The organism is Halomonas halmophila, from assembly GCF_006540005.1.
Classification (GTDB): Bacteria; Pseudomonadota; Gammaproteobacteria; order Pseudomonadales; family Halomonadaceae; genus Halomonas; species Halomonas halmophila.
Genome location: NZ_BJOC01000017.1, coordinates 1 through 24,512 on the forward strand (window position 1 = coordinate 1; position 24,512 = coordinate 24,512).

The 24,512-nt window shown below is 64.1% G+C and carries 31 protein-coding genes; 18 read left to right on the forward strand and 13 right to left on the reverse strand.

Annotation, left to right across the window (positions count from 1 at the left end):
- Positions 1-37 precede the first annotated feature (37 nt).
- The 11 genes from HHA01_RS05725 to HHA01_RS05775 all read right to left on the reverse strand — a co-directional run bounded on the left by HHA01_RS05725 (position 38) and on the right by HHA01_RS05775 (position 8,129).
- A complete protein-coding gene (locus HHA01_RS05725) occupies positions 38-307 on the reverse strand; it encodes an HPr family phosphocarrier protein (RefSeq protein ID WP_141318639.1) in 270 nt (89 codons plus the stop codon).
- A 4-nt stretch (positions 308-311) separates the two neighbouring features.
- Positions 312-1,229: an RNase adapter RapZ gene (gene rapZ, locus HHA01_RS05730; RefSeq protein WP_141318641.1), complete on the reverse strand. Its 918-nt coding sequence runs from the start codon at positions 1,227-1,229 to the stop codon at positions 312-314.
- Positions 1,230-1,275: 46 nt separating this feature from the next.
- On the reverse strand, positions 1,276-1,746 hold the full coding sequence (locus tag HHA01_RS05735; RefSeq protein WP_141318643.1) for a PTS sugar transporter subunit IIA: 471 nt from the start codon (positions 1,744-1,746) through the stop codon (positions 1,276-1,278).
- Positions 1,747-1,752: 6 nt separating this feature from the next.
- The gene (gene hpf, locus HHA01_RS05740) at positions 1,753-2,064 is read right to left on the reverse strand and encodes a ribosome hibernation-promoting factor, HPF/YfiA family (protein WP_141318645.1); all 312 of its coding nucleotides are present in this window, start codon (positions 2,062-2,064) and stop codon (positions 1,753-1,755) included.
- Positions 2,065-2,164: 100 nt separating this feature from the next.
- Complete coding sequence (locus HHA01_RS05745) at positions 2,165-3,577, reverse strand: RNA polymerase factor sigma-54 (protein WP_141318647.1); 1,413 nt, start codon at positions 3,575-3,577, stop codon at positions 2,165-2,167.
- A gap of 169 nt (positions 3,578-3,746) precedes the next feature.
- The gene (gene lptB, locus HHA01_RS05750; protein WP_141318648.1) at positions 3,747-4,472 is read right to left on the reverse strand and encodes an LPS export ABC transporter ATP-binding protein; all 726 of its coding nucleotides are present in this window, start codon (positions 4,470-4,472) and stop codon (positions 3,747-3,749) included.
- Positions 4,469-4,999, reverse strand: a complete 531-nt coding sequence (gene lptA, locus HHA01_RS05755; protein WP_141318650.1) for a lipopolysaccharide transport periplasmic protein LptA — start codon at positions 4,997-4,999, stop codon at positions 4,469-4,471. The genes lptB and lptA overlap by 4 nt, the downstream gene beginning before the upstream one ends.
- Positions 4,996-5,580 (reverse strand): LPS export ABC transporter periplasmic protein LptC, encoded by a 585-nt coding sequence (gene lptC / locus HHA01_RS05760; protein ID WP_141318651.1) that lies wholly within the window; start codon positions 5,578-5,580, stop codon positions 4,996-4,998. Before lptC ends, lptA begins: the two co-directional genes overlap by 4 nt.
- 4 nt (positions 5,581-5,584) lie before the next feature.
- Positions 5,585-6,136 (reverse strand): KdsC family phosphatase, encoded by a 552-nt coding sequence (locus tag HHA01_RS05765; protein ID WP_141318652.1) that lies wholly within the window; start codon positions 6,134-6,136, stop codon positions 5,585-5,587.
- 14 nt (positions 6,137-6,150) lie between these two features.
- Positions 6,151-7,137, reverse strand: coding sequence for a KpsF/GutQ family sugar-phosphate isomerase (locus HHA01_RS05770; RefSeq protein ID WP_141318653.1), 987 nt, complete (start codon positions 7,135-7,137; stop codon positions 6,151-6,153).
- A gap of 38 nt (positions 7,138-7,175) precedes the next feature.
- Positions 7,176-8,129 carry a calcium/sodium antiporter gene (locus tag HHA01_RS05775; protein ID WP_141318654.1) on the reverse strand — a complete coding sequence of 318 codons (954 nt, stop codon included), beginning with the start codon at positions 8,127-8,129 and terminating at the stop codon, positions 7,176-7,178.
- 141 nt (positions 8,130-8,270) lie between these two features.
- On the opposite strand from HHA01_RS05775, the gene HHA01_RS05780 reads away from it, so the two are divergent.
- From HHA01_RS05780 to hisD, 9 genes are all read left to right on the forward strand, one after another.
- Positions 8,271-9,083 (forward strand): ABC transporter ATP-binding protein, encoded by an 813-nt coding sequence (locus HHA01_RS05780; RefSeq protein WP_141318655.1) that lies wholly within the window; start codon positions 8,271-8,273, stop codon positions 9,081-9,083.
- Positions 9,080-9,862 carry a lipid asymmetry maintenance ABC transporter permease subunit MlaE gene (mlaE, locus tag HHA01_RS05785; protein ID WP_141318656.1) on the forward strand — a complete coding sequence of 261 codons (783 nt, stop codon included), beginning with the start codon at positions 9,080-9,082 and terminating at the stop codon, positions 9,860-9,862. The genes HHA01_RS05780 and mlaE overlap by 4 nt, the downstream gene beginning before the upstream one ends.
- Positions 9,863-9,878: 16 nt before the next feature.
- Entirely contained in the window at positions 9,879-10,343 is a 465-nt protein-coding gene (gene mlaD, locus HHA01_RS05790) for an outer membrane lipid asymmetry maintenance protein MlaD (RefSeq protein ID WP_141318657.1), read from the forward strand.
- The gene (locus HHA01_RS05795; RefSeq protein ID WP_141318659.1) at positions 10,343-10,999 is read left to right on the forward strand and encodes an MlaC/ttg2D family ABC transporter substrate-binding protein; all 657 of its coding nucleotides are present in this window, start codon (positions 10,343-10,345) and stop codon (positions 10,997-10,999) included. The genes mlaD and HHA01_RS05795 overlap by 1 nt, the downstream gene beginning before the upstream one ends.
- Positions 10,996-11,337 carry an STAS domain-containing protein gene (locus HHA01_RS05800; RefSeq protein ID WP_141318661.1) on the forward strand — a complete coding sequence of 114 codons (342 nt, stop codon included), beginning with the start codon at positions 10,996-10,998 and terminating at the stop codon, positions 11,335-11,337. Before HHA01_RS05795 ends, HHA01_RS05800 begins: the two co-directional genes overlap by 4 nt.
- Before the next feature lie 113 nt (positions 11,338-11,450).
- Positions 11,451-11,705, forward strand: coding sequence for a BolA family protein (locus HHA01_RS05805; RefSeq protein ID WP_141318663.1), 255 nt, complete (start codon positions 11,451-11,453; stop codon positions 11,703-11,705).
- Between the two features lie 14 nt (positions 11,706-11,719).
- Positions 11,720-12,982, forward strand: coding sequence for a UDP-N-acetylglucosamine 1-carboxyvinyltransferase (murA, locus tag HHA01_RS05810; RefSeq protein WP_141318665.1), 1,263 nt, complete (start codon positions 11,720-11,722; stop codon positions 12,980-12,982).
- Between the two features lie 20 nt (positions 12,983-13,002).
- Positions 13,003-13,656, forward strand: coding sequence for an ATP phosphoribosyltransferase (gene hisG / locus HHA01_RS05815; RefSeq protein WP_141318667.1), 654 nt, complete (start codon positions 13,003-13,005; stop codon positions 13,654-13,656).
- 32 nt (positions 13,657-13,688) lie between these two features.
- A complete protein-coding gene (gene hisD, locus HHA01_RS05820; RefSeq protein ID WP_141318669.1) occupies positions 13,689-15,011 on the forward strand; it encodes a histidinol dehydrogenase in 1,323 nt (440 codons plus the stop codon).
- A gap of 67 nt (positions 15,012-15,078) precedes the next feature.
- Here the strand turns inward: hisD and HHA01_RS05825 are convergent, their stop codons facing one another.
- Entirely contained in the window at positions 15,079-16,416 is a 1,338-nt protein-coding gene (locus HHA01_RS05825; RefSeq protein ID WP_141318671.1) for a Do family serine endopeptidase, read from the reverse strand.
- Between the two features lie 97 nt (positions 16,417-16,513).
- Here HHA01_RS05825 and HHA01_RS05830 point away from each other — a divergent pair, with 97 nt between their 5' ends.
- A complete protein-coding gene (locus tag HHA01_RS05830; protein WP_141318673.1) occupies positions 16,514-17,275 on the forward strand; it encodes a Nif3-like dinuclear metal center hexameric protein in 762 nt (253 codons plus the stop codon).
- Positions 17,276-17,385: 110 nt separating this feature from the next.
- On the opposite strand, the gene HHA01_RS05835 is transcribed toward HHA01_RS05830, so the two are convergent.
- Positions 17,386-17,814: a Z-ring associated ZapG family protein gene (locus HHA01_RS05835; protein ID WP_141318675.1), complete on the reverse strand. Its 429-nt coding sequence runs from the start codon at positions 17,812-17,814 to the stop codon at positions 17,386-17,388.
- A 171-nt stretch (positions 17,815-17,985) separates the two neighbouring features.
- On the opposite strand from HHA01_RS05835, the gene zapE reads away from it, so the two are divergent.
- From zapE to HHA01_RS05875, 8 genes are all read left to right on the forward strand, one after another.
- Positions 17,986-19,170: a cell division protein ZapE gene (gene zapE / locus HHA01_RS05840; protein ID WP_141318677.1), complete on the forward strand. Its 1,185-nt coding sequence runs from the start codon at positions 17,986-17,988 to the stop codon at positions 19,168-19,170.
- Between the two features lie 277 nt (positions 19,171-19,447).
- On the forward strand, positions 19,448-19,876 hold the full coding sequence (gene rplM, locus HHA01_RS05845) for a 50S ribosomal protein L13 (protein WP_141318679.1): 429 nt from the start codon (positions 19,448-19,450) through the stop codon (positions 19,874-19,876).
- Between the two features lie 13 nt (positions 19,877-19,889).
- On the forward strand, positions 19,890-20,279 hold the full coding sequence (gene rpsI / locus HHA01_RS05850; protein ID WP_141318681.1) for a 30S ribosomal protein S9: 390 nt from the start codon (positions 19,890-19,892) through the stop codon (positions 20,277-20,279).
- 310 nt (positions 20,280-20,589) lie between these two features.
- Positions 20,590-21,195 carry a ubiquinol-cytochrome c reductase iron-sulfur subunit gene (gene petA / locus HHA01_RS05855; RefSeq protein ID WP_141318683.1) on the forward strand — a complete coding sequence of 202 codons (606 nt, stop codon included), beginning with the start codon at positions 20,590-20,592 and terminating at the stop codon, positions 21,193-21,195.
- A complete protein-coding gene (locus tag HHA01_RS05860; protein ID WP_141318685.1) occupies positions 21,195-22,454 on the forward strand; it encodes a cytochrome b in 1,260 nt (419 codons plus the stop codon). The genes petA and HHA01_RS05860 overlap by 1 nt, the downstream gene beginning before the upstream one ends.
- Entirely contained in the window at positions 22,454-23,170 is a 717-nt protein-coding gene (locus tag HHA01_RS05865; RefSeq protein ID WP_141318687.1) for a cytochrome c1, read from the forward strand. Before HHA01_RS05860 ends, HHA01_RS05865 begins: the two co-directional genes overlap by 1 nt.
- A gap of 94 nt (positions 23,171-23,264) precedes the next feature.
- Positions 23,265-23,891, forward strand: a complete 627-nt coding sequence (locus tag HHA01_RS05870) for a glutathione S-transferase N-terminal domain-containing protein (protein ID WP_141318689.1) — start codon at positions 23,265-23,267, stop codon at positions 23,889-23,891.
- A gap of 38 nt (positions 23,892-23,929) precedes the next feature.
- The gene (locus HHA01_RS05875) at positions 23,930-24,406 is read left to right on the forward strand and encodes a ClpXP protease specificity-enhancing factor (protein WP_141318797.1); all 477 of its coding nucleotides are present in this window, start codon (positions 23,930-23,932) and stop codon (positions 24,404-24,406) included.
- Positions 24,407-24,512 lie beyond the last annotated feature (106 nt).

Here is a 24,512-nt window from a genome sequence, read left to right on the forward strand (position 1 = left end):
TTACGGCTTACGGCTTACGGTTTACGGCTTACGGCTGTCAGGCTTCCTCGTCGAACCGTGCGTGGAACAGTTGCTCCAGCGCGTCGAGCACCGCGTCGCCGTCCTTGCCGTCGGCTTCCAGGGTCAGTTCGGTGCCGCAGGGCGCGGCGAGCATCAGCAGCGACATGACATTGGCGGCGTCGGCGCTCTGGGCGCCGTTGGAGACCGTTACGCTGGCGTTGTAGGCCTGGCAGCATTGCACCAGTCGCGTGGCGGCGCGGGCATGCAGGCCGCGCTTGTTGGTCAGGGTGAGCTTGCGGCTGGCCACGTCCTCAGGGTTCCTTCTCGCAGTCGTCCGGTGCAGGGGCCGTTTCCGGAGAGAGACGGCTGAGTTGTATGCCCAGTTCCCGGTGGCGGAGACGCACGCCGGGATAGTGCGTGGCCAGGTCGTGGGCCAGGCGCTCGGCCAGGTAGACGGAGCGGTGCTGGCCGCCGGTGCAGCCGATGGCCACGGTCAGATAGCTGCGCTGACTGGCCTGATAGCGGGGCAGCCAGCGTTCCACCCAGGCGCGGATGTCGGTCTGCATTTCCTCGACCATGGTGTAGCCGGCGAGGAAGTCGACCACATTGCGGTCGCGCCCGGTGGACTCGCGCAGCGATGGGTCCCAGTACGGGTTGGGCAGGCAGCGCGCATCGAAGACGATGTCGGCGTCCAGGGGCACGCCGCGCTTGAAGCCGAAGGATTCGACCGTCAGGGCCAGGGCCTCCGAGCCGCGATCGGCGAGCTGGTCGGCGATGCGGCTGCGCAGTTCGTGCACCGACAGGCGGGAGGTATCGATCACGAGATCGGCCAGGTCGCGAATCTCGGTCAGGGCGCTTTCTTCATGATCGATGGCCTCGGCCAGCGTCATGCGGTTGTTGCGGGTCAAGGGGTGGCGTCGGCGTGTGGCCGAGTAGCGTTCCAGCAGGATGCGCGCATCCGTGGTGAGATAGACGACCTGGCACTGAATGTCTCGCTGGCGCAGCTCCTGCAGCAGGCTGGGGAAGCGCTGCAGGGCATGCGGCAGGTTGCGGGCATCGATGCTCACGGCCACCGAGGGGTTGAGCTGGTCGCTGCGCAGTTCGTCGACCAGGGAACCCAGCAGCATGGCCGGCAGGTTGTCGATGGCATAGAAGCCGAGGTCCTCGAGCGCCTGCAGGGCAATCGATTTCCCCGAGCCTGAGCGGCCACTAATGATGACGATCTGCATGGCGGTCTCCTGGAAGGGGCTTGGGGCGAGGCCGCATAGGGGGCCGTCAGGCGGAAGACTGTCGGCGGATCGCTTCGACCAGACATTCGTGAAGGGTGTGCTGACTGTCGGCACGCCGCAGGGCGTGACGTGTCTCAGCGTCGTTCATTACTGCGGCGACCTGGCCGAGCAGTGCCAGATGGGCATCATCGGCGGCTTCGGGCACCAGCAGGACGAACACCAGGTCGACTGGCTCGCCATCCACGGCGTCGAAGTCGATGGCATCGGCCAGCTTCAGGAAGCCGGCGATGGGCGCCTTGCAGTGCGGATTCCGCGAATGCGGAATGGCCACGCCGTGGCCAATCCCGGTACTGCCCAGGCGTTCCCGGCCGATCAGGCGGCTGAAAACCTCCTGGCTGTCCAGGCTGGGGGTGTTCTGGGCGATGAAAGTACTGAAGAATTCCAGCACCCGTTTTTTGCTCCCCCCGGGCACATCGAACAGGGTGCGCTCGGGGGGCAGGATGGTTTCCAGAGTCATGATGGGTCAGCGCACGCTGGCGGCGCCCTGGGCGCGGGCCTGGGATTTTTCCTTGTGCTTCACCAGCTGCCTGTCGAGCTTGTCGGCCAGGGCATCGATGGCGGCGTACATGTCGCTGTCCTTGGCCTCGGCATGCAGGTCGGCGCCAGCGGCGTGAAGGGTACAGGTGGCTTGCTGGCGTTCCTTCTCCACGGAGAGTGTCACTTGTACGGTCGTGATGTTGTCGTAATGACGTTCGAGACGCGCGAGCTTCTCTTGTACATAGTCCCGCAGGGCGTCGGTCAATTCCACATGATGGCCGGTGAGGTTGACTTGCATGACACGCTCCTTGCTCCATGGGTTGTGGCTTGATTGTAACCCTTTTTGGAGTCGTGCAAACCCCCTGTCGCCCGCTGGCTGCGTACACTGTCGTCAACGTTCAACGCAGGCGCTTGCGTTGGCTCGAGGAAGGGATGTGCATGGACTCGCGGTACTTGGCCACGGTGCGTCGTGCCACCTCGATGCCTTCCTCGGCGAGGAGGCTGACCAGCTTGTTGTCGGACAGCGGCTTGCGTGGCGTCTCGTCCTGGATCAGCTTGCGGATGCGGGCGCGGATGGCGGTGCTGGAGTGGGCCTCGTCACCATCGCCGACGTGGCTGGAAAAGAAGTACTTGAGCTCGAAGACGCCGCGTGGGGTGTAAATGTATTTCTGGGTGGTGACCCGGGAAATCGTCGATTCGTGCATGTCCACGGCCTGGGCGATATCGGCCAGGATCAGCGGTTTCATGGCCTCCTCGCCATGCTCCAGAAAATCGATCTGGCGCGCCATGACCTCATGGCCGACCCGCAGCAGGGTGTCGTTGCGGCTGGCCAGACTCTTGAGCAGCCAGCGGGCTTCCTGCAGGTGATCCTTGAGGAACTGGTTGTCCTGGCTCTTGTCGGCGCGGCGGATGAGCGCCGCGTAATCGGGCTGAATGCGCAGGCGGGGCAGGGCGTCCGGGTTGAGTTCGACCTGCCAGCCCTGCTCGCCGCGTCGCGCGATCAGGTCGGGAATGACATAGTCATCGCCGCCGGCGGTGAAGGCGCTCCCGGGGCGCGGGTCGAGCTCTCGAATCAGCGTGATGACCTCATCGAGCGCCGCGTCGTCCAGGCTCAGGCGGCGCTTCAGCAGGCGTCGGTCATCGCCGGCCAGGGCCTCGAGGAACTGGCGGACCAGGCGCCTGGCCTGGGGCAGGTGGGGCGTCTCTCGAGGCAGGGTGGCGAGCTGCAGCAGCAGGCATTCGCTCAGGTCGCGGGCGAGGACACCGGTCGGTTCGAACTGCTGTAGCCGCTGCAGCACCCGCTCGACATCCTGGTCCGTCAGCTCGTCCAGGCCCTGGGCGCGCAATCCTTCGCGGATGTCTTCCAGTGGCTGGTCGAGGTAGCCATCGTCATTCACGGCGTCGATCAGGCTCTCGGCGACGCGCGTGTCGGGTTCTTGCATGCCGCTCATGGCGAGCTGCCAGGTCAGGTGTCCCTGCAGGCTCTGGCCGGCGGCCTGGCGTTCGAAGTCCGGCGCCTCGCCACTGCCCGTGCTGCCCAACCCGGCATCCTGATAGGTATCCGACCAGTCACTGTCGACGGTCAGTTGATCGGGAATGTCACTGGCCCAGTCGTCTTCCGGGTTGTCGCTCACGGCCTGTTCGCCGAAGTCTTCCTCGAGCTCCAGCATGGGGTTGGATTCCAGTGCCTGCTGGACTTCCTGGCGCAGGTCGAGTGTCGAGAGCTGCAGCAGGGCGATGGCCTGTTGCAGCTGAGGCGTCATGGTCAGCTGGGTGCCGAGCCGCAGTTGCAGAGAAGCCTTCATGGCCATAGACGAGAGGTCCGGGTGACGGTCTTGGGGCTTCTACCCTAATCCGGCGAGGCTCTTCATGCAAGACTCGGGCCAAATGGAGCGGGGCCGGTGGCTCGGTTCATGATTCTTGACGATGCTGTGCTGCACGGTCGGGTGGCGATCGGTGACCGAGCTCCGGTGTGCGGGGTCAGAGGCGGAAGTCCTGGCCCAGGTAGACGTCACGCACGCGCTGGTTGGCGAGAATCGTCTCGGCATCGCCCTCGGCGATGATCTGACCGTCGCCCACGATATAGGCGCCGTCGCAGATATCCAGTGTCTCGCGCACATTGTGGTCGGTGATCAGCACGCCGATGCCGCGGGTCTTCAACTGGCGAATGATGCCCTTGATCTCGCCCACCGAGATCGGATCCACCCCGGCGAAGGGTTCGTCCAGCAGGATGAAGTCGGGCTCGGTGGCCAGGGCGCGGGCGATCTCCACGCGGCGACGTTCGCCGCCGGACAGGCTCATGCCGGCGTTGTCGCGGATATGCGTCACATGGAAGTCCTCGAGCAGGGTTTCCAGTCGCTGGCGACGACCACTGCGGTCGAGGTCCTTGCGGGTCTCGAGGATCGCCATGATGTTGTCGGCCACGCTCAGCTTGCGAAAGATCGAGGCTTCCTGGGGCAAGTAGCCGATGCCGGCGCGGGCCCGTACGTGCATGGCGGCGCTCGATAGGTCATGGTCGTCGATGGCGACTCGGCCGGCATCGGCACGCACCAGTCCCACGATCATATAGAAGGAAGTGGTCTTGCCGGCCCCGTTGGGGCCGAGCAGGCCGATGACATGGCCCTGGCCGATTTCCAGACTGATGTCGTGGACGACCCGGCGGCGCTTGTAGCTCTTGGCCAGGTGGCGAGCGTGCAGCGTCTTCATTGGCCTTCCTGCTGTTCGGGTTCCAGAGTCATGCGCACGCGCTGCTTGCCCTCCACGCCTTCCGCCGAGGAACGCGCCTGGACGACCCGGCGATCAAGGAAGTATTCCAGATAGCCGCCCTTGAAGGTGTCATCCCCCTTGTGCAGTTCGGCCTGGTCGACCAGTTCGAGGCGGCGTTCCGCGACATGGTAGACGATGCGCCTGGCCCAACCCTGGACGAGGTCGGCATCAGGCGCCGGTTTCTGCTCGATGTAGGCCCGTCCGCCGGTGGCAATGGCACGCGATAGCTGACCGGCATCATTGCGGCGAATTTCCACGCGCTCGCCCTGCAGCTTCATGCTGCCCTGCTGGATGCGCACCTCCCCCTGATAGACGGCCGTGCCGGCTTGATCATCGAGCACGAGGCGGTCGGCCTCCACCTGGATGGGGGCACTGGCATCGCCCTCGAGGGCCAGGGCCTGCGGAACTGGCGTCAGCAGCAGCGTCACTGCCAGGCCCAGCAGCGGGGCCAGGGTCGGTCGCATCATGGCGCGGGATCCTCGTCGGTTGCCGGCGGGTGGTAGCCGCGGACATTGTCGGACAGTCGGGCCCGGCTGTCATCGAGCCAGACATCGAAACGTTCGGCCTGCATGCGTTGCGGCGGCTGGCGCAGCGTGACCGGTGCCTCGCTCCAGGCATGAGCCGTATCGGCATTGTAGTGCAGGACCCGGGTCGTCAGCTGCCAGCGCTCTTCGGGCGCTGCCAGGCGTACATTGCCGCTGAGCACCAGCGGCGAGCCGCCGCCTTCCAGGCGCCCCTGTTCGGCGCGTGCCGTCCAGTGGCGTCCGCTGTCATCGCGCAGCCGCAGGTATGGGCTTTCCAGTCGGGTGACATCGTCGCCGGGCGTGTGAGACAGGCGCGGCGCCTGAAGCCGCTGATGCGGGCGTCCCTGGACGTCATAGCGCGTCGCCTCGACGTCCTCGAGATAATAATCTGGCTCGCCGGATGGGCTCGGTGGCAGCGGTCCGCTCGAGCCGCTCTGGCGCTGGTCGAGCAGTGTCAGGCCGCCGCCCATGGCCAGCAACAGCAGAAACAGCCAGGTCCGAAAACCGGGTCTCGGGAGTCGCATGACGTCACTCCGGATCCTTCAGGTGGCGGGCGAGCATGGCCTCCCAGTCTCCCCGGGCCTTGAGCAGTGCATCGCAGATCTCGCGAACGGCGCCGTGGCCACCCGGGCGCTCGGTGATCCAGTCGGCATGGGCGCCGATATAGGGCGGCGCATTAGGCACACTGATGCCGATCCCGGCGTGGTGGATAGAAGCCAGGTCGGGCAGGTCATCGCCACAGTAGGCCACCTCTTCGAGCTCGAGCCCGAGCTCGTGGCTCAGCCGGCGCAGCACGGGCAGCTTGTGCGTGATGCCCTGGTGAAGGTGTGCGACCCCCAACGCCATGGCCCGCTCGGCGACCATGGGGGAATCGCGCCCAGTGATCAAGGCCACGCGCACGCCGACGCTCTGCAGCATCTTGATGCCCTGGCCGTCCAGAGTGTGAAACGCCTTGGTTTCACTGCCGTCGGACTGGAAGTAGAGCCGGCCATCGGACAGCACGCCGTCCACGTCGAGGGCCAGCAGTCGAATCCTGGCCATGCGCTCGAGCAGGGGTGAGGCGAAGGTCGTGTCAGGCATGACAACTCCGGTGATCAGATGACGCCGCTGGCCAGCAGGTCATGCATGTGCAGGGCACCGACCGGGTGACCGTCCGGATCCACCACGGCCAGCGCGGTGATGCGGTTGTCTTCCATTATGCGCACGGCCTCGGCCGCGAGGGTGTCGGGGGAGATGCGCTTGCCGGGAGCGGTCATCACGTCGTCCACCGTCAACTGGCTCAGGTCGGCATGGTGGTCCAGGGTACGCCGCAGATCACCGTCGGTGTAGACACCCACCAGGTAATCACCGGGATCGACGACACAGGTGAAGCCAAGCCCCTGTCGAGTGATTTCCAGCAGGGCATCGCGCAGCGGGCTGCCGGAAGCCACGCGCGGCAGGCGACTGCCGTGGTGCATCAGGTCCGATACGCGTAGCAAGAGTCGCTTGCCGAGGCTGCCGCCGGGATGGGACAGGGCAAAGTCTTCTTCGGTGAAACCGCGGGCCTCCAGCAGGGCCACGGCCAGGGCATCCCCCAAGGCCAGGGCGGCGGTGGTCGAGGAGGTGGGCGCCAGATCCAGGGGGCAGGCCTCGCGTTCGACGCCGGCAAAGAGGTGGGCGTCGGCATGGCGACCGAGAGTCGAATGCGGGCGTCCGGTCATGCTGATCAGGGGAGTGCCCAGGCGCTTGAGCAGGGGCAGCAGGGCGGTCACCTCGGCCGTCTCGCCGGAGTGCGACAAGGCCAGGACCACATCGCCGGGCGTGATCATGCCCAGGTCGCCATGGCTGGCCTCGCCGGGATGCACGAAGAAAGCTGGGGAGCCGGTGCTGGCCAGGGTGGCGGCAATCTTGCCGCCGATATGGCCGGACTTGCCCATGCCGGTCACCACCACACGGCCCGAGCAGCCCAGGATGAGCTCGCAGGCATGTTCGAAGTCGCCATCGAGATGCTCGATCAGGGCGCCGATGGCCTGCTGCTCCAGAGTCAGGGTGCGTATCGCGCTGTTGCGCAGCAGATCGGAAGGAGAAGTCGTGTCAGTCATGGTGTGATTGTTGCCCGTCCCGGGAGTTCTCTCAAGGCTCAAGCGCCTGCGGTGATGTGCTGGCTGCCCAGAACGATCAGGTAGGCAATGTAGATGGCGGCCAGCAGGAAGCCGGCCAGCCGCCGGATGTATCCGTGGCGTTGCCAGAGTAACAGCATGCCCAGTGCCAGGGTCAGCAGCAGCATGACCGGATAATCGCGACCGGCGGCAGCAGGATCGGTGGCACCCGGACGCAGCAGGGCGGGAATTGGCAGCACGGCGAGCATGTTGAACAGGTTGGAGCCGATGACGTTGCCGATGGCCAGGTCGTGGTGGCGTTTCAGAGCACTGGCTATGCAGGCAGACAGCTCAGGCAGGCTGGTGCCGATGGCGACGATGGTCAGGCCGATGACCAGCTCACTGATGCCAAAGCCCCGCGCAATTTCGCTGGCGCCCCAGACCAGAGCGCGCGAGCTTGCCACCATGATGGCCAGGGTCAGGGTCAACCAGAGCAGGGCGCGCAGCAGCGACATATCGGGAATTTCGGTGTCGGTATCCGAAGCGCCGGGTGTATCGGCGCGGAACAGCCACCACAGGCTGAATACCAGCAGTATCACCAGCAGCAGGCCATCCAGGCGGTCCAGTTGCCCATTGGCCAGCGCATAGCCGGCCAGGCCGGTGGCGCCGAGCAACAGCGGCAACTCCTTGCGCACAATGGAAAAACGTACCGGAATCGGCACTACCAGGGCGGTGATCCCGAGCACAAGACCGATGTTGGCGATATTGGAGCCCAGGGCATTGCCGGTGGCCAGGTTGGGCACGCCATCCAGTGTGGCCATGAGCGAGACCACGATTTCCGGGGCCGAGGTGCCGATCGACACGATCGTCATGCCGACCAACATCGTGCTCATGCCGGCGCGGTAGGCGGTCGCGGCGGCGGCGCCGACGAAGCGGTCGGCACTCCAGAGCAGGCCGACAAGACCGAGGACGACAAGCAGGGCGGGTATCAGCATGGTAGGCAGAATGTCCAAGGTGGAAAAGTGGCCTATTGAACATGCTCCATCGAGCCGGTGCAAGCGCCGCCGGTCTGCGCTGGCGCGCCGCGACCCAGTTAGGATACGATGTTCGATAATTCTCTTCAGGAACGCATACGGATGACCGACTCTCCCTTCGTTGAAGTGGAAGGCCTGCACTATGCTCGCGGCGAGACGGCGATCTTCCGCGGCATCGACATGGTCATTCCGCGTGGCCAGGTGACCGCCATCATGGGGCCCAGCGGCACCGGCAAGACCACCCTGCTCAAGCTGGTCGGCGGCCAGTTGGCCCCGGATGCCGGGCGAGTGCGCATCGATGGCGAGGACGTGCACCGGCTGTCGCGCAAGTCGCTGTTCGGCCTGCGGCGGCGCATGGGCATGCTCTTCCAGAGCGGGGCACTCTTTTCGGACCTGAATGTCTACGAGAACGTCGCCTTTCCGCTGCGGGTGCATACCGACCTGCCGGAGTCGATGATTCGCGATCTGGTACTGCTCAAGCTGCAGGCCGTGGGGTTGCGCGGTGCCCGTGAGCTGTCGCCCGCCGAGCTTTCCGGCGGCATGGCGCGCCGGGTGGCGCTGGCGCGGGCCATTGCCCTGGATCCGGAACTGATCCTGTATGACGAGCCCTTCGTCGGTCAGGATCCGATTTCCATGGGCGTGCTGGTGCAACTGATTCGGCGGCTCAATGACGCCCTCGGGCTCACGGCGGTGGTGGTATCACATGACATCAAGGAGACCCTGTCCATCGCCGATTATGTCTATGTCATCGCTGATGGCCAGGTCATGGCGCATGGCACCCCCGAGAGCCTCGATGTGGATCAGGACGCGCGAGTGCGCCAGTTCGTGCATGGCGAGCCGGATGGGCCGGTGCCCTTCCACTATCCTGCCACGGACTTCCATGCCGACCTGATGGATGCGGGAGGCCGGCAATGATCGAACGCATCAGGCGCCTCGGTCGCTGGGGTTGCTCGGCCCTGGAGAGCCTTGGCGACGCCGGAATCTTCCTCGCCCAGTCGATGTTCGGCATCCCCTCTGTCGAGGGCATTCGTCTCTGGCTGCGTCAGGTGCACTTCGTCGGTGTACTGTCGTTGGCGATCGTTCTGGTCTCGGGGTTGTTCATTGGCATGGTGCTGGCCCTGCAGGGCTATACCATCTTGGTCGACTTCGGGGCCGAGGATGCGCTGGGGCAGATGGTGGCACTCTCCTTGCTGCGAGAACTGGCGCCGGTGGTGGCCGCCCTGCTGTTTGCCGGGCGCGCCGGTTCGGCACTGACCGCGGAAATCGGCCTGATGAAGGCCACCGAGCAGCTCACCAGCATGGAAATGATCGGCGTCGACCCCTTGCGCCGCATCGTCGCGCCGCGCCTCTGGGCCGGTTTCGTGGCCCTGCCGCTGCTGACCATTGGCTTCGGGGTGGTCGGTGTCTGGGGCGGACAGCTGGTCGGGGTGCAGTGGCTGGGCGTATTCGAGGGCTCCTACTGGGGCAATATGCAGGCCAGCGTCGACTTCATCGGGGATGTCGGCAACGGTTTGCTCAAGAGCCTGGTGTTTGCCCTGGTGGTCACCTGGATCGCGGTGTATCAGGGCTATGCCCTGGTGCCCACTTCTGAAGGCATTTCGCGAGCCACCACGCGCACGGTGGTATATGCCTCCTTGGCGGTTCTCGGTCTGGATTTCCTGTTGACCGCCGTCATGTTCGGAGGTTTGTCCTGATGTTCGGAGACACGCAATGAAGCGTAGCAAGACAATGGAACTCGGCGTTGGCCTCTTCATGCTGGCCGGCATCATCGGATTGGTGTTTCTCGGTCTGAGAGTCAGCGGGCTGAGCCTGCAGACCCCGGAAAGCCGGTTCGAGCTGCAGGCCAACTTCGCCAATATCGGCGGTCTGAAGCCTCGGGCCCGGGTCACCATGGCGGGTGTCACCGTGGGCCGGGTCGAAAGCATCGAGCTGGACACCGAGTGGTATGATGCCCGGGTGGTGATGGAAATCGATGGGGAGCTGGAAGGCAAGTTGCCCGAGGACAGTACCGCGGCCATTCTGACTTCGGGATTGCTGGGTGAGCAGTACATCGGTCTCTCGGTGGGAGGCGCGCCCGAGACCCTGGAAGGTGGTGACCGGATTCGTGATACCCAATCCGCCCTGGTGCTGGAGGAGTTGATCCAGCAGTTTGTATCCAATATGGCTTCGGAGTGATGAATATGCTGACTATACCCATGGCCCGGCTGCGTGCCGGCCTGTTGCTGCTGGTTGTGTCGATGGTGGTACTGCCGGTTCAGGCGCAGGAAGGCGAGAGCCCGGAAGCCTTGATTCGCGACAGCGTCGATACCCTGATGTCGCAGATCGAGGGACGCAAGGATTATTTCGCGCAGCATCCAGACGAACTGGCGAGTGTAGTCGAGGACAATCTGGCCAAGGTGGCGGACATGCGTTACATCGCCGCCAGCGTGATGGGCCGCTATTTCAGTAATGCGACGCCTCAGCAGCGTTCGCGCTTCGTCGATACCTTCCGTCAGACCTTGATCGACACCTACTCGAAGGGGCTGGTTACCTTCGACTATCGCGAGATTCGTGTCCTCGATGACCAGGAAGGGTCGCGCTACGAGGACCAGGCCAGTGTCCACATGGAGGTGGTCGGTACGGACGGCACTGTCTATCCGGTCAGCTACACGATGCGCCTCGATGATGGTCAGTGGAAGGTTGTCAATGTGATCGTCAATGGCATCAATCTGGGACTGACCTTCCGCAACCAGTTCGATCAGGCCATGCGGGCCAACAACCGCGATTACGATGCGGTGATTGATGGTTGGGGGCCCGAGCTCGATGTGAAAGAACTGGAGGAAGGTGAGTGAGTGTCCTGCTCGAGGACGGTGCCAACCGGCTGGAGGGTGAGGGCACCACGCTGCGCGTGATCGGTCGCGTGGACTTCGAGAGTGCGGCCTCGCTGGCTGCCGCCGGCCGTGAGTGGCTGGCGGGTTGCCCGTCGGGCGGCGCCGTGACCTTCGATCTGCAGGGCATCGATCGTGTCAGCAGTGCTGCGCTCAGTGTGCTGCTCGAATGGTTGCGCACGGCCGAGCACGGCGGCCTCGACGTCGCCGGAGTGCGCCTCTCGGCGCCGCTGGCCCGGCTGACCGAGGTCGCGGAGCTGAACCGCCTGTTGCCTGATCCGAGCTGTGCCTCGAGCGCTTGAGACGATGCCAGCGGCATCGCCAAGCGCCATGCTTTTCTTTACCATGTCGGCGACAATGACGCCGACATTTTTATGCGGTGCATCCACCGACGACAGCGAAACGCGAGGACTCCATGCATCCCAGTGACGTCAAGGCGCTTCTCGAGAGCCGTATCGACGATTGCGAGTTTTATATTCAGGGCGAGGGCTGCGACTTCCAGGTGACCGCCGTGGGTGAAGCCTTCGACGGGCTGTCGCGCGTCAAGCGGCAACAACTGGTCTATGGCGCACTGTCCGACGAGATCGCCTCCGGCGCCCTCCACGCCATCACCATTCGTACTTACACCCCGCAGCAATGGCAGGATGCTGCCGAGAGCAAGGGGGCCTGAGGGTCGACCCAAACATGGACAAGCTGATCATCACCGGGGGTGGCCCCGTCGACGGAGAAGTCTGGGCGAGCGGCGCCAAGAATGCGGCGCTGCCCATTCTGTGTGCCACTCTGCTGGCCGACGAGCCCGTGACCATCGGTAACCTGCCGCACCTGCAGGATATCACCACGACCCTCGAGCTGCTCGGTCACATGGGCGTGCAGCCGGTCATGGGCGAGCGCATGAGCATTCAGCTCGATGGCGGGCAGGTCACGGACTGTCACGCGCCCTATGAGCTGGTCAAGAAGATGCGCGCCTCCATCCTGGTGCTGGGCCCCTTGCTGGCGCACTTCGGCAAGGCGGATGTCTCCCTGCCGGGGGGTTGCGCCATTGGCTCGCGTCCGGTGGACCTGCACTTGCGTGGCCTCGAGGCCATGGGCGCCGAGATCCGCGTCGAGAGTGGCTACATTCGCGCCCGGGTGGACGGACGCCTGAAAGGGGCGACCATCTTCTTCGATACGGTGACCGTGACCGGCACCGAAAACCTGCTGATGGCCGCGACCCTGGCCGAGGGCACCACCGTGCTCGAGAATGCCGCCCGCGAGCCTGAGGTGGTCGACCTGGCCGAGTGTCTGATCAAGATGGGCGCCGACATTCGTGGCCACGGCTCTGACACCATCACCATTCACGGTGTCGAACGCCTGCATGGTGCCGAGCATGACGTCATGCCCGACCGCATCGAAACCGGCACCTTCCTGGTGGCGGCGGCGTTGTCGCGGGGTCGGGTGCGGGTACGCAATACCCGGGCCGATCTGCTGGATGCCGTGCTCGCCAAGCTCGAGGAGGCCGGTGCCAAGGTGACGCATGGCGATGACTGGATCGCGCTGGACATGCAGGGCAAGCGGCCCCGGGCGGTCAGCATCCGCACGGCGCCCTATCCGGCCTTTCCCACCGACATGCAGGCCCAGTTCGTGGCAATGAATGCGGTGGCCGAGGGCACCTCGCGCGTCGTGGAGACGATATTCGAGAATCGTTTCATGCACGTCCAGGAGCTCAACCGCATGGGCGCCGATATTGCGCTCGAGGGCAATACCGCAGTGATCTCGGGCGTGGAGAGCCTGTCGGGAGCGCCGGTGATGGCGACAGACCTACGTGCCTCGGCCTCGCTGGTGATCGTGGCCATGATGGCGGCCGGCGAGACACTGGTGGACCGCATCTATCACATCGATCGTGGTTATGAGTGCATCGAGGAGAAGCTGCAACTGCTGGGCGCGAAGATTCGACGCGTGCCGGGCTGAAGTCGACAACGGGCAATACCATGAGCAAGCAATTGATCCTGGCCCTTTCCAAGGGGCGTATTCTTGACGAGACCCTGCCGCTGCTGGCGGATGCCGGCATCACGCCGGTGGAGGACCTCTCGTCGAGCCGCAAGCTGCTGTTCGATACCAACCTGGCGGATGTCAAGCTGGTGGTGATTCGGGCGACCGATGTGCCGACCTATGTGCAGTTGGGGGCCGCGGATGTCGGCGTGGCCGGCAAGGACGTGCTACTGGAGCATGGGGCCGAAGGCCTTTATGAGCCGCTGGACCTGGAGATTGCTCGCTGCAAGCTGATGACGGCCGGCATGACGGGGGCCGCGCCGAGTCAGGCACGCCGACGCGTGGCGACCAAGTTCGTCGAGGTGGCGCGGCGCTACTATGCAGAGCAGGGCGTCCAGGCCGAGGTCATCAAGTTGTACGGCGCCATGGAACTGGCTCCCCTGATGAATCTGGCCGACGAGATCGTCGACATCGTCGATACCGGCAACACCCTGCGCGCCAACGGCATGGAGCCGCGCGAACTGATCGCGCCGATCAGCACGCGTCTGGTGGTCAACAAGGCCGCCATGACCATGAAGCACGACCGCCTCAAGCCGCTGATCGCACGCTTGAACGAGGCCGTGGCCAGCCGCCGGGAAACCCAGGACGCCTGAGGCGACCAATCGTTGCAAGGGGAAGAATCATCATGCGTGAAGCGTCTGCCAACAGCCTGGAGATCAACCGGCTGGCTACCAGCGATGGCGACTTCGACACACGACTCGAGGCCCTGCTGGCCTGGGAAGGGGTGTCCGATGCCGAGGTGCAGCAACGTGTCAGCGGTATCCTGGCGGCCGTTCAACAGCGCGGCGATGCCGCCCTGGTGGAATACAGCAACCGTTTGGACCGCCTGTCCGTGGCCGGCATGGCCGAACTGACGCTCGACGCCGAACGCCTGCGTCAGGCCCATGACAACCTGCCGGCCGAGCAGCGCGAGGCATTGGCGCATGCCGCCGAGCGGATTCGCCACTATCACGAGCAGCAGAAGCCGACCTCCTGGCAGTACACCGAGGCCGACGGTACCGTGCTGGGCCAACAGGTCACGCCGCTGGATCGCGCCGGCATCTATGTGCCCGGCGGCAAGGCGGCCTATCCCTCCTCGGTGTTGATGAATGCCATTCCGGCCCATGTCGCCGGGGTTGCCGAGATCGTCATGGTAGTGCCGACCCCGGATGGCGTGCTCAACGACCTGGTGCTGGCGGCGGCCTATCTCGCCGGTGTCGACCATGTCTTCACCATCGGCGGGGCCCAGGCGGTGGCGGCACTGGCCTACGGAACCGAGACGGTGCCGCGGGTCGACAAGATCGTCGGGCCCGGCAACATCTATGTGGCGACCGCCAAGCGGGCGGTCTTCGGCCGCGTGGGCATCGACATGATCGCCGGTCCCTCGGAGATTCTGGTGGTTTCCGACGGCCAGACCGATGCCGACTGGCTGGCCATGGACCTGTTCTCCCAGGCCGAGCATGACGAGGATGCCCAGGCGATCCTGATCAGCTGGGATGCCGAGCACCTGGAAGCGGTTGCTGAGGCCATGGCGCGTCAGTTGCCGACGCTCGAGCGTGAGAACATCGTGCGCGCCTCGCTGGCGAGCCGCGGGGCCCTGATTCACTGCCGCGACCAGGACGAGGCGCTGGCGCTGATCAATCGTGTCGCCCCCGAACATCTGGAATTGTCGGTGGCGGAGCCGCAAGCCTGGCTGCCGCAGGTTCGCCACGCTGGTGCCATCTTCATGGGCCGCCACACCGCCGAGGCGCTGGGCGATTATTGCGCCGGGCCAAACCATGTGCTGCCGACCTCGGGCACGGCACGCTTCTCGTCGCCGCTGGGGGTCTACGACTTCCAGAAGCGTTCCTCGTTGATCCAGTGTTCGCCCCAGGGAGCTTCGCGGCTCGGTACCACGGCGTCGGTGCTGGCGCGGGGCGAGTCGCTCACCGCTCATGCGCGCAGTGCCGAGTACCGCATTCGCGATTGAGAGGTCCCTGGCTCCGCCTCCCCTCGATGCCCCGCCTGGCGGGGCATCGTCGTTTTCAGGCGGTGGGCTAGGGCGTCTCGCCCGCCGGGGTAGCGTTGTCTCGCCGCGCCGTGTCGTCGGCTTCGGTTCGATCCTTGGTCGAGGCGCTGGCCTCGTCATCGTCGCTACTCTCCGGCGATGACGGCGCCTCCTGGCTGTCATCCGGCTCGTCAGCGTCGCGCGGGCTGGTTGGACGAGGGCGGCTCGGGGTCGGGCGTTCGGCAACGGTGAGCGTGATTTGCCGGGTTTCGCCGTTACGCACGATGGTCACCGGTAATTGACTACCGGGCTTCACGGCTGCGATATCGCTCATGGTCTTGCGTGGGTCGCGGATGGGCTTGCCGTCGACCTTCAACAGCACGTCGCCGGGCTGCAGGCCGGCTTTGGCGGCGGGCCCGTTGGGCACGACATTGGCGATGACCACGCCATTGGTGGACTCGAGGCCGAAGGAGGCAGCCAGTTCGGCGTCGAGCTCCTGGACTTCGATGCCCAGCCAGCCGCGAATGACCCGCCCCTTGGTGACGATCTCCTTGAGAATGTTGCCGGCCAGGTTGGAGGGAATGGCGAAGCCGATGCCCTGGGAGCCGCCCGAACGCGAGAAGATGGCGGTGTTGATGCCGACCAGGGCACCCTTGGGGTTGATCAGGGCCCCGCCGGAATTGCCCGGGTTGATGGCAGCATCAGTTTGAATGAAGTCCTCGTAGGCACTCAGCCCCAGGTGGCTGCGTCCGGTGGCGCTGATGATGCCCATGGTCACGGTCTGCCCCACGCCGAAGGGGTTGCCGATGGCCAGGCTGACGTCGCCGACCGCCACTTTCTCTGAGTCACTCAGCTCGATGACCGGCAGGTCCGGCAGGTCGATGCGCAGCACCGCCAGGTCACTTTCCGGGTCGGTGCCGACCACTTCCGCCAGGGTCTCGCGGCCGTCGCGCAGCGCTACCTGAATCTGATCGGCGCCCTGGATGACATGATGGTTGGTGAGCACATAGCCTTCCTCGCTGACAATCACGCCCGAGCCCAGGCTGGAGAGCATGCGCCGCCGGCTGGGGGCATCATCGCCAAAGAATTGCCGAAAGAAGGGGTCCGACATCAGGGGGTGGGAGTCGCGCTCGACCACGCGTGACGAGTAGATGTTGACCACCGCCGGCGCGGCGCGCTTGACCGCCTGGGCATAGCTGACCGGGCCTTCATCGCGTGACAAGGGGGCGGCCTGGTGAATCTCCGGGGTCCGGGCCTGCTGGCCGCCGCTGTCGCCAGCTGTTTCACTGGCCTGACGCCCGAGCAGCTGAGGAAAGGCATTGAGCAACACCACAGCAGCCAGCACGCCGATCAGAACGGGCCAGAGATAGGGGAGAGCGCGTCGCATGCGGGAGAAGTTCCTTATGCCTGGTCGCGGGGGCTTTGGGCGCTGGTTACAATGTGCTGATGATAACATTTCCTCTCTTACCACGCCCGGAGGGTTCATGACGACGCGCGATGAAGTGGTCACCATCTGCGAGCGGGAGCTGGCCGCGTCAAGCTTCAAGGACTTCACTGCCAATGGCCTCCAGGTGGGCGGCCGGGCGCAGATCCAGCGGATACTGAGCGGGGTCACGGCGTGCCAGGCATTGCTCGACGAGGCCGTGGCCTGGCAGGCCGACATGGTGCTGGTGCATCACGGCTACTTCTGGAAGAACGAGCCGGTCAATGTCGTCGGCATGAAGCGTCAGCGCCTGGCGACCCTGCTGGGGCACGATATCAATCTGCTGGCCTATCACCTGCCGCTCGATGCCCATGGGACGCTCGGCAATAATGCCATGCTGGCCGATCGACTCGGCTTCGAGGTGGCCGGCTGTCTGGATGGTGAGCTCGGGCAGGGGCTGTTGTGGCATGGTTCGCCCAGCGCGCCGCTGACGCCCGGGGAGCTGGCCCAGCATGTTGGCGAGCGGCTGGCCCGCGAGCCCCTGTTGATCGAATCACCACAGGCCGGCGAGATTCGGCGTGTCGCCTGGTGTACCGGCGGTGCCCAGGACATGATCACTCAGGCGGCCGAGGCCGGAGCCGATGCCTTCATTTCCGGCGAGATATCCGAACGCACGACGCATCTGGCACGAGAGATGGGAATTCATTATCTGGCCGCGGGTCATCATGCCACCGAACGCTATGGCGTTCAGGCGCTGGGCGAGTGGCTGGCGCAACGTTTTGCCATTGAGCATCGTTTCGTGGATATCGATAACCCGGCCTGATCCCCATCGGCCCGCATGCAACGCCGCTGTCGGGCCTGCGGCAGGGGTTACCGATCGGGGAGAAGGGTAATGCCCGGCGGTGAGCCTGCCGGGCACGCCTGGCGCATTGGTCAGTAGCGGGGCGGTTGTGCGGGGGCGTTGTCGCCGGACTTCAGGCCGAAGTCCTCCGACAGGGTGCCGCGATTGCCATCGGCATAGTCGCGCGGGGTATCGACCCCCTGGTTGTCCTCATCGGCCTGCCCCAGGTCTGGCCGGCTGGGCTGTGCCGAGCCGAAGTGCGCGGCCGTGTCGTGCATCTCCTGCTGCAGACTGCGGCCATTGGCCAGCAGGGCCGACAGTAGACCATCGGCGCGCTCGAAGTGCTCGCTCAGCGTGCCGCGCAGCTCGGTGAGCTCGCGGTCGCGTTCGGCCAGGCGCTTGCGCAGCTTCTGGGCGCTCCGGGCGCCGCCATTGAGCAGGTGGTATCCCAATGCCCCGATACCGGCGCCGGCCAGCAGGCATGCCATGATCAGCACCCAGTTGATATTGCCTTGTTCCACGTGTGTCTCCCTGTGCGTTCGTTCGGCCTGACGGTGGTGGCTGTCAGTGGAAATTCCGTTGCCATTATAGGGCGGGCGTCAGTACCGCGGTCAACGACAGCAATGTCAGGGCCAGACGCGAAGCGTATAATCCTTTTCCTTTCGATGTCAGTCCAGAGTGGATGGTGAACCATGCCCAACAGCAATCACGGCAAGCCGCCCGAAACGTCGCCCGCGACCTCGCCGCTGGCGCGCTATCGTGCGGACCTCGAGCGTGAAGGCTTCGCACATGATCCTGCCCAGGAACGGGCTGTCGAGCACCTGCAGCGTCTCCATGACGACCTGCTGGCAACGCCGCGGGCCCGGTCCACTGCGACAGCGGGCGTGGTCGCGGGGTGGAAGGCGAAGGTCTCCGGGCTCTTCGGCAGGAAGGAGACGACGCCCGAGGTCGAGATGCCTCGCGTCACGGGGCTGTACTTCTGGGGCGGTGTCGGACGCGGCAAGACCTATCTGGTGGATGCCTTCTACGAGTCGCTGCCCTTTACCGAGAAGATGCGCACCCATTTCCACCGCTTCATGCAGCGGGTGCACAACGAGCTGGAGCACTACAAGGGAAGCTCCAATCCATTGACGCTGGTGGCCGACCGCTTCGCCGACGAGGCCAGGGTGATCTGCTTCGACGAATTCTTCGTCAAGGACATCACCGATGCGATGATCCTGGCCAACCTGCTGGAGGCCCTGTTTGCCCGCGATGTGGTGCTGGTCGCGACCTCCAACATCGAGCCGGCCGAACTCTACAAGGATGGCCTGCAGCGCGCCCGCTTTCTACCGGCCATCGACCTGCTCGAGCGCCATTGCGAGGTCGTCAACGTCGACTCGGGGGTCGACTATCGGCTGCGTACCCTGGAGCAGGCCGAGATCTTTCACTCGCCCCTGGACGATGCCGCTGAGGCTGAACTGCAGCGCAGCTTTCACTCCCTCGCGGGTGGCGAGGGCAGGCAGGGCGCGGCCATCGAGATTAACCACCGCAGCCTGATGACGCGGCGCCAGCATGAAGGCGTCGTATGGTTCGAATTCACCGAGCTGTGCGAGGGTCCGCGCAGCCAGAATGACTATATCGAGCTGGCCCGCGAGTATCACAGCGTGCTGGTCTCCAATGTGGTCCGCATGAATGGCGCCACCGACGATACGGCAAGGCGTTTCATCAACATGGTCGATGAGTTCTATGACCGTGGCGTCAAGCTGTTGATGTCCGCCGAAGCACCGGCCGAGCAGCTGTATCAGGGCGGCAGGCTCGAATTCGAGTTTCAGCGCACCCTGTCGCGGCTGCAGGAAATGCAGTCGCATGAATACCTCGCACTGCCGCATAAGCCCTGACCCGGGCTGCGCCCGGAGCTGTAAGCTATAAGCTTTAAGCGGTAAGAAAAATCTTGACCCCTTGGGGGCGGGTAGAAATCCGCTTGCTTACGGCTTACGGCTTACGGCTTACGGCTTACGCATCGTCGTTGCCATGCCAGCCGCGCATCGTGTAGAATGCGCGCTCGCTCGAACGTTGTTGTCTGCTCCACGGAGCGGGTCGGCAACCAAGAAAAATAGGGACGGTCCTGTCGCGATTCGCCGCCAGGGCTCAACGCATCAATTTGGTGATTCACCCATGAAGACGTTCACTGCCAAACCGCAGTCCGTCCAGCGCGACTGGTACGTCGTAGACGCGGCGGACAAGACGCTTGGTCGATTGGCCACTGAAATCGCTCGTCGCCTGCGCGGCAAGCACAAGCCGGAATACACCCCGCATGTCGATACCGGCGATTATATCGTCGTGATCAATGCCGAGAAGGTGAAGGTGACCGGCAACAAGGCCACCGACAAGAACTACTACCGCCATACCGGTTATCCGGGTGGCCTGCGCTCCATGAGTTTCGAACAGATGATCGATCATGCGCCTGAGCGGGTCATCGAGTTCGCGGTCAAGGGCATGCTCCCGAAGGGTCCGCTGGGTCGTGCCATGCACTCGAAGCTTAAGGTGTACGCCGGCACCGAGCATCCCCACGCCGCCCAGCAGCCGCAAGAACTGAACATCTGAGGGAGTCTTCGCCATGACACAGCAGTATTACGGCACCGGTCGCCGCAAGACCTCTACCGCACGCGTCTTTCTCAAGGCGGGTACCGGCAAGATCACCGTCAACAATCGCGAACTGAATGATTACTTCGGCCGCGTGACCGGCCACATGGTCGTGCGTCAGCCCCTCGAGCTGACCGAGACCCTGGGTCAGTTCGACGTCTACGTCACCGTCAAGGGCGGTGGTGGTTCGGCACAGGCCGGCGCCATTCGTCACGGCATCACCCGTGCGCTGATGCAGTACAATGAAGACTTCCGCAAGCCGCTGCGTGACGCGGGCTACGTGACGCGTGACGCGCGTGAAGTCGAGCGCAAGAAAATCGGTCTGCGCAAGGCGCGTCGTCGTCCGCAGTTCTCGAAGCGTTAAGTTTTTCCGCTTGCCGATACAAGCGCCCGGGCCCTGCGGCCCGGGCGCTTTTTTTATGTCGTGGGCAGTCTCGACTCAGGATTGCGTGAAACGCCCGAGTGTGGCTTCGGGGATTTTGTTGCTATGTTGTTAGCAGCAGGATGCCGCAAGGCGTAGCGACAGGATAAAAAACGGGCACCCCTGCAGTACATGACGACCGATGGCGCCCGAGCCGCCGAGCCGGATCGGGCAGGGTCCGTGGGCAAGCGGCGCCGGATGGAAGGTTGCATGGTTGTATGCTGCACGGGCCAGTCGACGGAGAGACCTGCACATGGCAGATGGTGGCGTGAACAAGGGGAGGCGCCGTTTCCTGGTGGCGGCGACCACGGTCGTTGGCGCCGCCGGAGTGGCTGCCGTGGCCGTGCCGTTCGTCTCGGCCTGGCAGCCGAGTGCCGAGGCCCGGGCGGCCGGTGCGCCGGTCAAGGTCGATATATCCAAACTGCAGCCTGGTCAGCGCATGGTGGTCGAATGGCGTGGCCGTCCCGTGTGGATTCTCGACCGTTCCACCGAAATGATCCAGCGCACCGAGATGCTGGGCGGGGAACGCCTCGCCGATCCGGCGTCCAGCAAACCGCAGCAGCCGGAATACGCCAGTGGGCCACTGCGCTCCATCCGTCCCGGGATCGGCGTCTACGTGGGCATCTGCACCCATCTGGGCTGTTCACCCTTGTTCCGTCCTGAGCCGAACGCCGAAGGCGTCGGCGTCGATGACTGGCCGGGGGGCTTCTTCTGTCCCTGTCATGGGTCGCGCTTCGATCTGGCCGGGCGGGTCTTTCGCAACGTGCCGGCGCCACTCAACCTGGAAGTGCCGCCTTACCACTTCGAGAATGACTCGGTCATCGTGGTGGGCGTCGGCGAAGGCGAGGAGGTCGGCTGATGGAACGTTCCGACAAGCCCAAGGCCGAGCGTGGCCTGATGCGCTGGGTGGATGACCGTTTCCCGGCGACCCAGATGCTGCGCGACCATCTGACGGGGTATTATGCCCCACGCAATTTCAACTTCTGGTATTTCTTCGGTTCGCTGGCGCTGCTGGTGCTGGTCAATCAGATCCTGACCGGCATCTGGTTGACCATGACCTACACGCCGACGGCGGAAGACGCCTTTGCCTCCGTCGAAACCATCATGCGTGACGTGGAGTGGGGCTGGCTGATCCGCTACCTGCACACCACGGGGGCATCGGCGTTTTTCGTGGTGATCTATCTGCACATGTTCCGCGGCCTGCTGTATGGCTCCTACAAGGCACCACGCGAGCTGGTCTGGGTATTCGGCATGGCCATTTATCTGGCCCTGATGGCCGAGGCCTTCATGGGCTACTTGCTGCCCTGGGGACAAATGTCCTATTGGGGAGCCCAGGTGATTACCTCGCTGTTCTCCGCCATTCCGGCCATCGGACCGGGGCTTGCCGAGTGGATTCGTGGTGATTACCTGGTGACCGGCATCACCCTCAACCGCTTCTTCGCCCTGCATGTCGTGGCACTGCCCATTGTGATTCTGGCGCTGGTGGTGCTGCATATCGTGGCCCTGCATGAGGTGGGCTCCAACAATCCGGACGGTATCGAGATCAAGGACAAGCTCGATACCAATGGCAAGCCGCTCGACGGTGTACCCTTTCACCCGTACTACACTCTCAAAGACCTGGTCGGTGTGGCGGTGTTTCTGTTCGTTTTCTGCGTGGTGGTCTTCTATTTCCCCGAAGGCGGCGGCTATTTCATCGAGAAGCCCAACTTCGAGCCGGCGAATCCACTGCAGACGCCGGACCACATTGCCCCGGTCTGGTATTTCACACCCTTCTACGCCATTCTGCGCGGCGTTACCTTCTCGGTATTTGGCCTCGAGGCCAAGTTCCTCGGAGTGATGGCCATGGGGCTGGCCATCGGTCTGCTGTTTGTCCTGCCCTGGCTGGACCGCAGCCGGGTACGTTCCATGCGTTACAAGGGCTGGGTGTCGCGTGCCATGCTGGGGCTTTTCGTCATCTGCTTCGTGACCCTTGGGGTGCTGGGCGTGCTGCCGTCGACCGAGACCCGCACGACCATCGCCCAGGTGTGCACCCTGGGGTATTTCGCCTATTTTCTGCTGATGCCTCTCTACACCAGGCTGGAAGGGACCAGGCCCGTGCCGGAAAGGGTGACTGACTGATGAGAAAATCACTGTTGGTATTGTGCCTCGTATGGCTGCCGATGACGGCGATCGCGGCCGGGGGCGAGAGTGCCGGGCTGCGCAGCATGACGCCGGCCTTGCAGGACAAGGCGTCGCTGCAGAACGGCATGCAGATGTTCGTCAACTACTGCATGGGATGCCATTCACTGGAGTATCAGCGTTTCTCCAGGGCCGCCGAGGACCTCGATATCCCCAGGGGACTGGTCGAGGACAACCTGATCTTTGCCGACGGACTGGCCTTCAATGATCAGATGCGTATCGCCATGGCGTCGACCCAGAGCGCGACCTGGTTCGGCACATCGCCGCCTGATCTGACCCTGGTTACCCGCCTGCACAGCAGTGACTGGGTCTATTCGTATCTGCTGGGCTTCTATCGCGACCCCGAGCGGCCGACCGGCGTGAACAACAGCGTCTTTCCCTCGGTGGCCATGCCCAATGTGCTGGAGCCCTTGCAGGGGGTCCAGGCGCAGGTCTGTCACGGTTCGGATTGCCAGCTGGAGCTGGTCGAGCCGGGCCAGCTGTCGCCCGAAGTCTTCGAAAAAGCCATGTTCGACCTGACCAACTTCCTGGTCTATGTCGGTGAGCCCTCGCGCTTGCAGGCCCGGTCGCTGGCACCCAAGGTCCTCATCTTCCTGCTTGTCTTCGCCATCCTGGCGTACATGCTGAAACGCGAATACTGGCGAGACCTGCACTGAGTCACGTTGATTCCACGCTGAGACATTCCACGGCACCCCCGGCGAGGATGGCTCGTGTTATGATGGCGTGACGAACTGATGCGAGGGTTGTTTCATGGGTGTAGTGACCAAGCGGTCATCGATGATCTTCTATTCCGGGGGCGATGATCATTGCAGTCATCGCGTGCGTATTGTGCTCGCCGAAAAGGGTGTCGCCGTGGACGTCGTCGAGGTCACCGAGGAGAGCCATCCCGAGGAGCTCGCCGACCTCAATCCGTACAACAGCGTCCCCACGCTGCTTGACCGCGACCTGGTGCTGTATGAATCCAAGGTGATGATGGAGTACCTGGACGAACGCTTCCCGCATCCCCCTCTGTTGCCCGTCTATCCGGTGGCGCGTGCCCAGAGCCGGTTGTGGATGCACCGTGTTGAACGCGAGTGGTGCCCACTGGTCGAACGCATACGCACCGCGCCCAAGAAGGAAGCCGACAAGGCACGCAAGGAATTGCGCGAGAGCCTGGTGGGCATCTCGCCGATCTTCGAGGACATGCCGTTCTTCATGAGCGAGGAATTCACCCTGGTGGACTGCTGCCTGGCCCCGATTCTGTGGCGTCTGCCGTCGCTGGGGATCGAGTTGCCGGAAAAGCAGGTGCAGCCGCTGGTGGAGTACATGGAGCGGGTCTTCGAGCGTGATGGTTTCAAGGCGGCGTTGAGCGAAGCCGAGCGCGAGATGCGCCCCTGAATTTTTTTGAAGTAGCGACCCAAGAGGGCCGAATGACGATGCATTCAAGCCGTCCCTATATTGCCAGAGCCTTGTACCAATGGCTGCTCGACAACGAGCTGACGCCCTATATCGTGGTAGATGCCGAACAGGAAGGTGTCGAGGTGCCTAGGGAGTTTGTCCAGAATGGCCAGATCGTGCTCAACATGGGCGTATCGGCGATTCGTGACCTCTCCATGGAGAACGACGCCATTGCCTTTTCGGCGCGCTTCGGCGGCAAGCCGACCCAGCTGATGGTGCCCATGGAGGCGCTGATTGCCATCTATGGCCGGGAGAATGGTGTCGGCATGGTCTTCGGTCATGAACCCGAGATGCCCGAGCCGGCCGCAGACGATGAGACCCAGGACGACAGCGCCGGGCCCTCCCTGGCAAGTGTCGACGACAGTGATGAGTCTTCCGGCGGTGAAGACAGCGCCGATACCTCGGGTGAGGACGCCCCGAAAAAGGCGCGGCCTTCGCTACGCGTCGTCAAGTGAGTGCAGGATGATTGACGGCCCTCGGCCCGCCAGCGAGTTGGGCGGGGCGTGCCGGCAACCAGCAAAACGGCAGGCCGGGTAGCCTGCCGTTTTATCTTGGTCATGC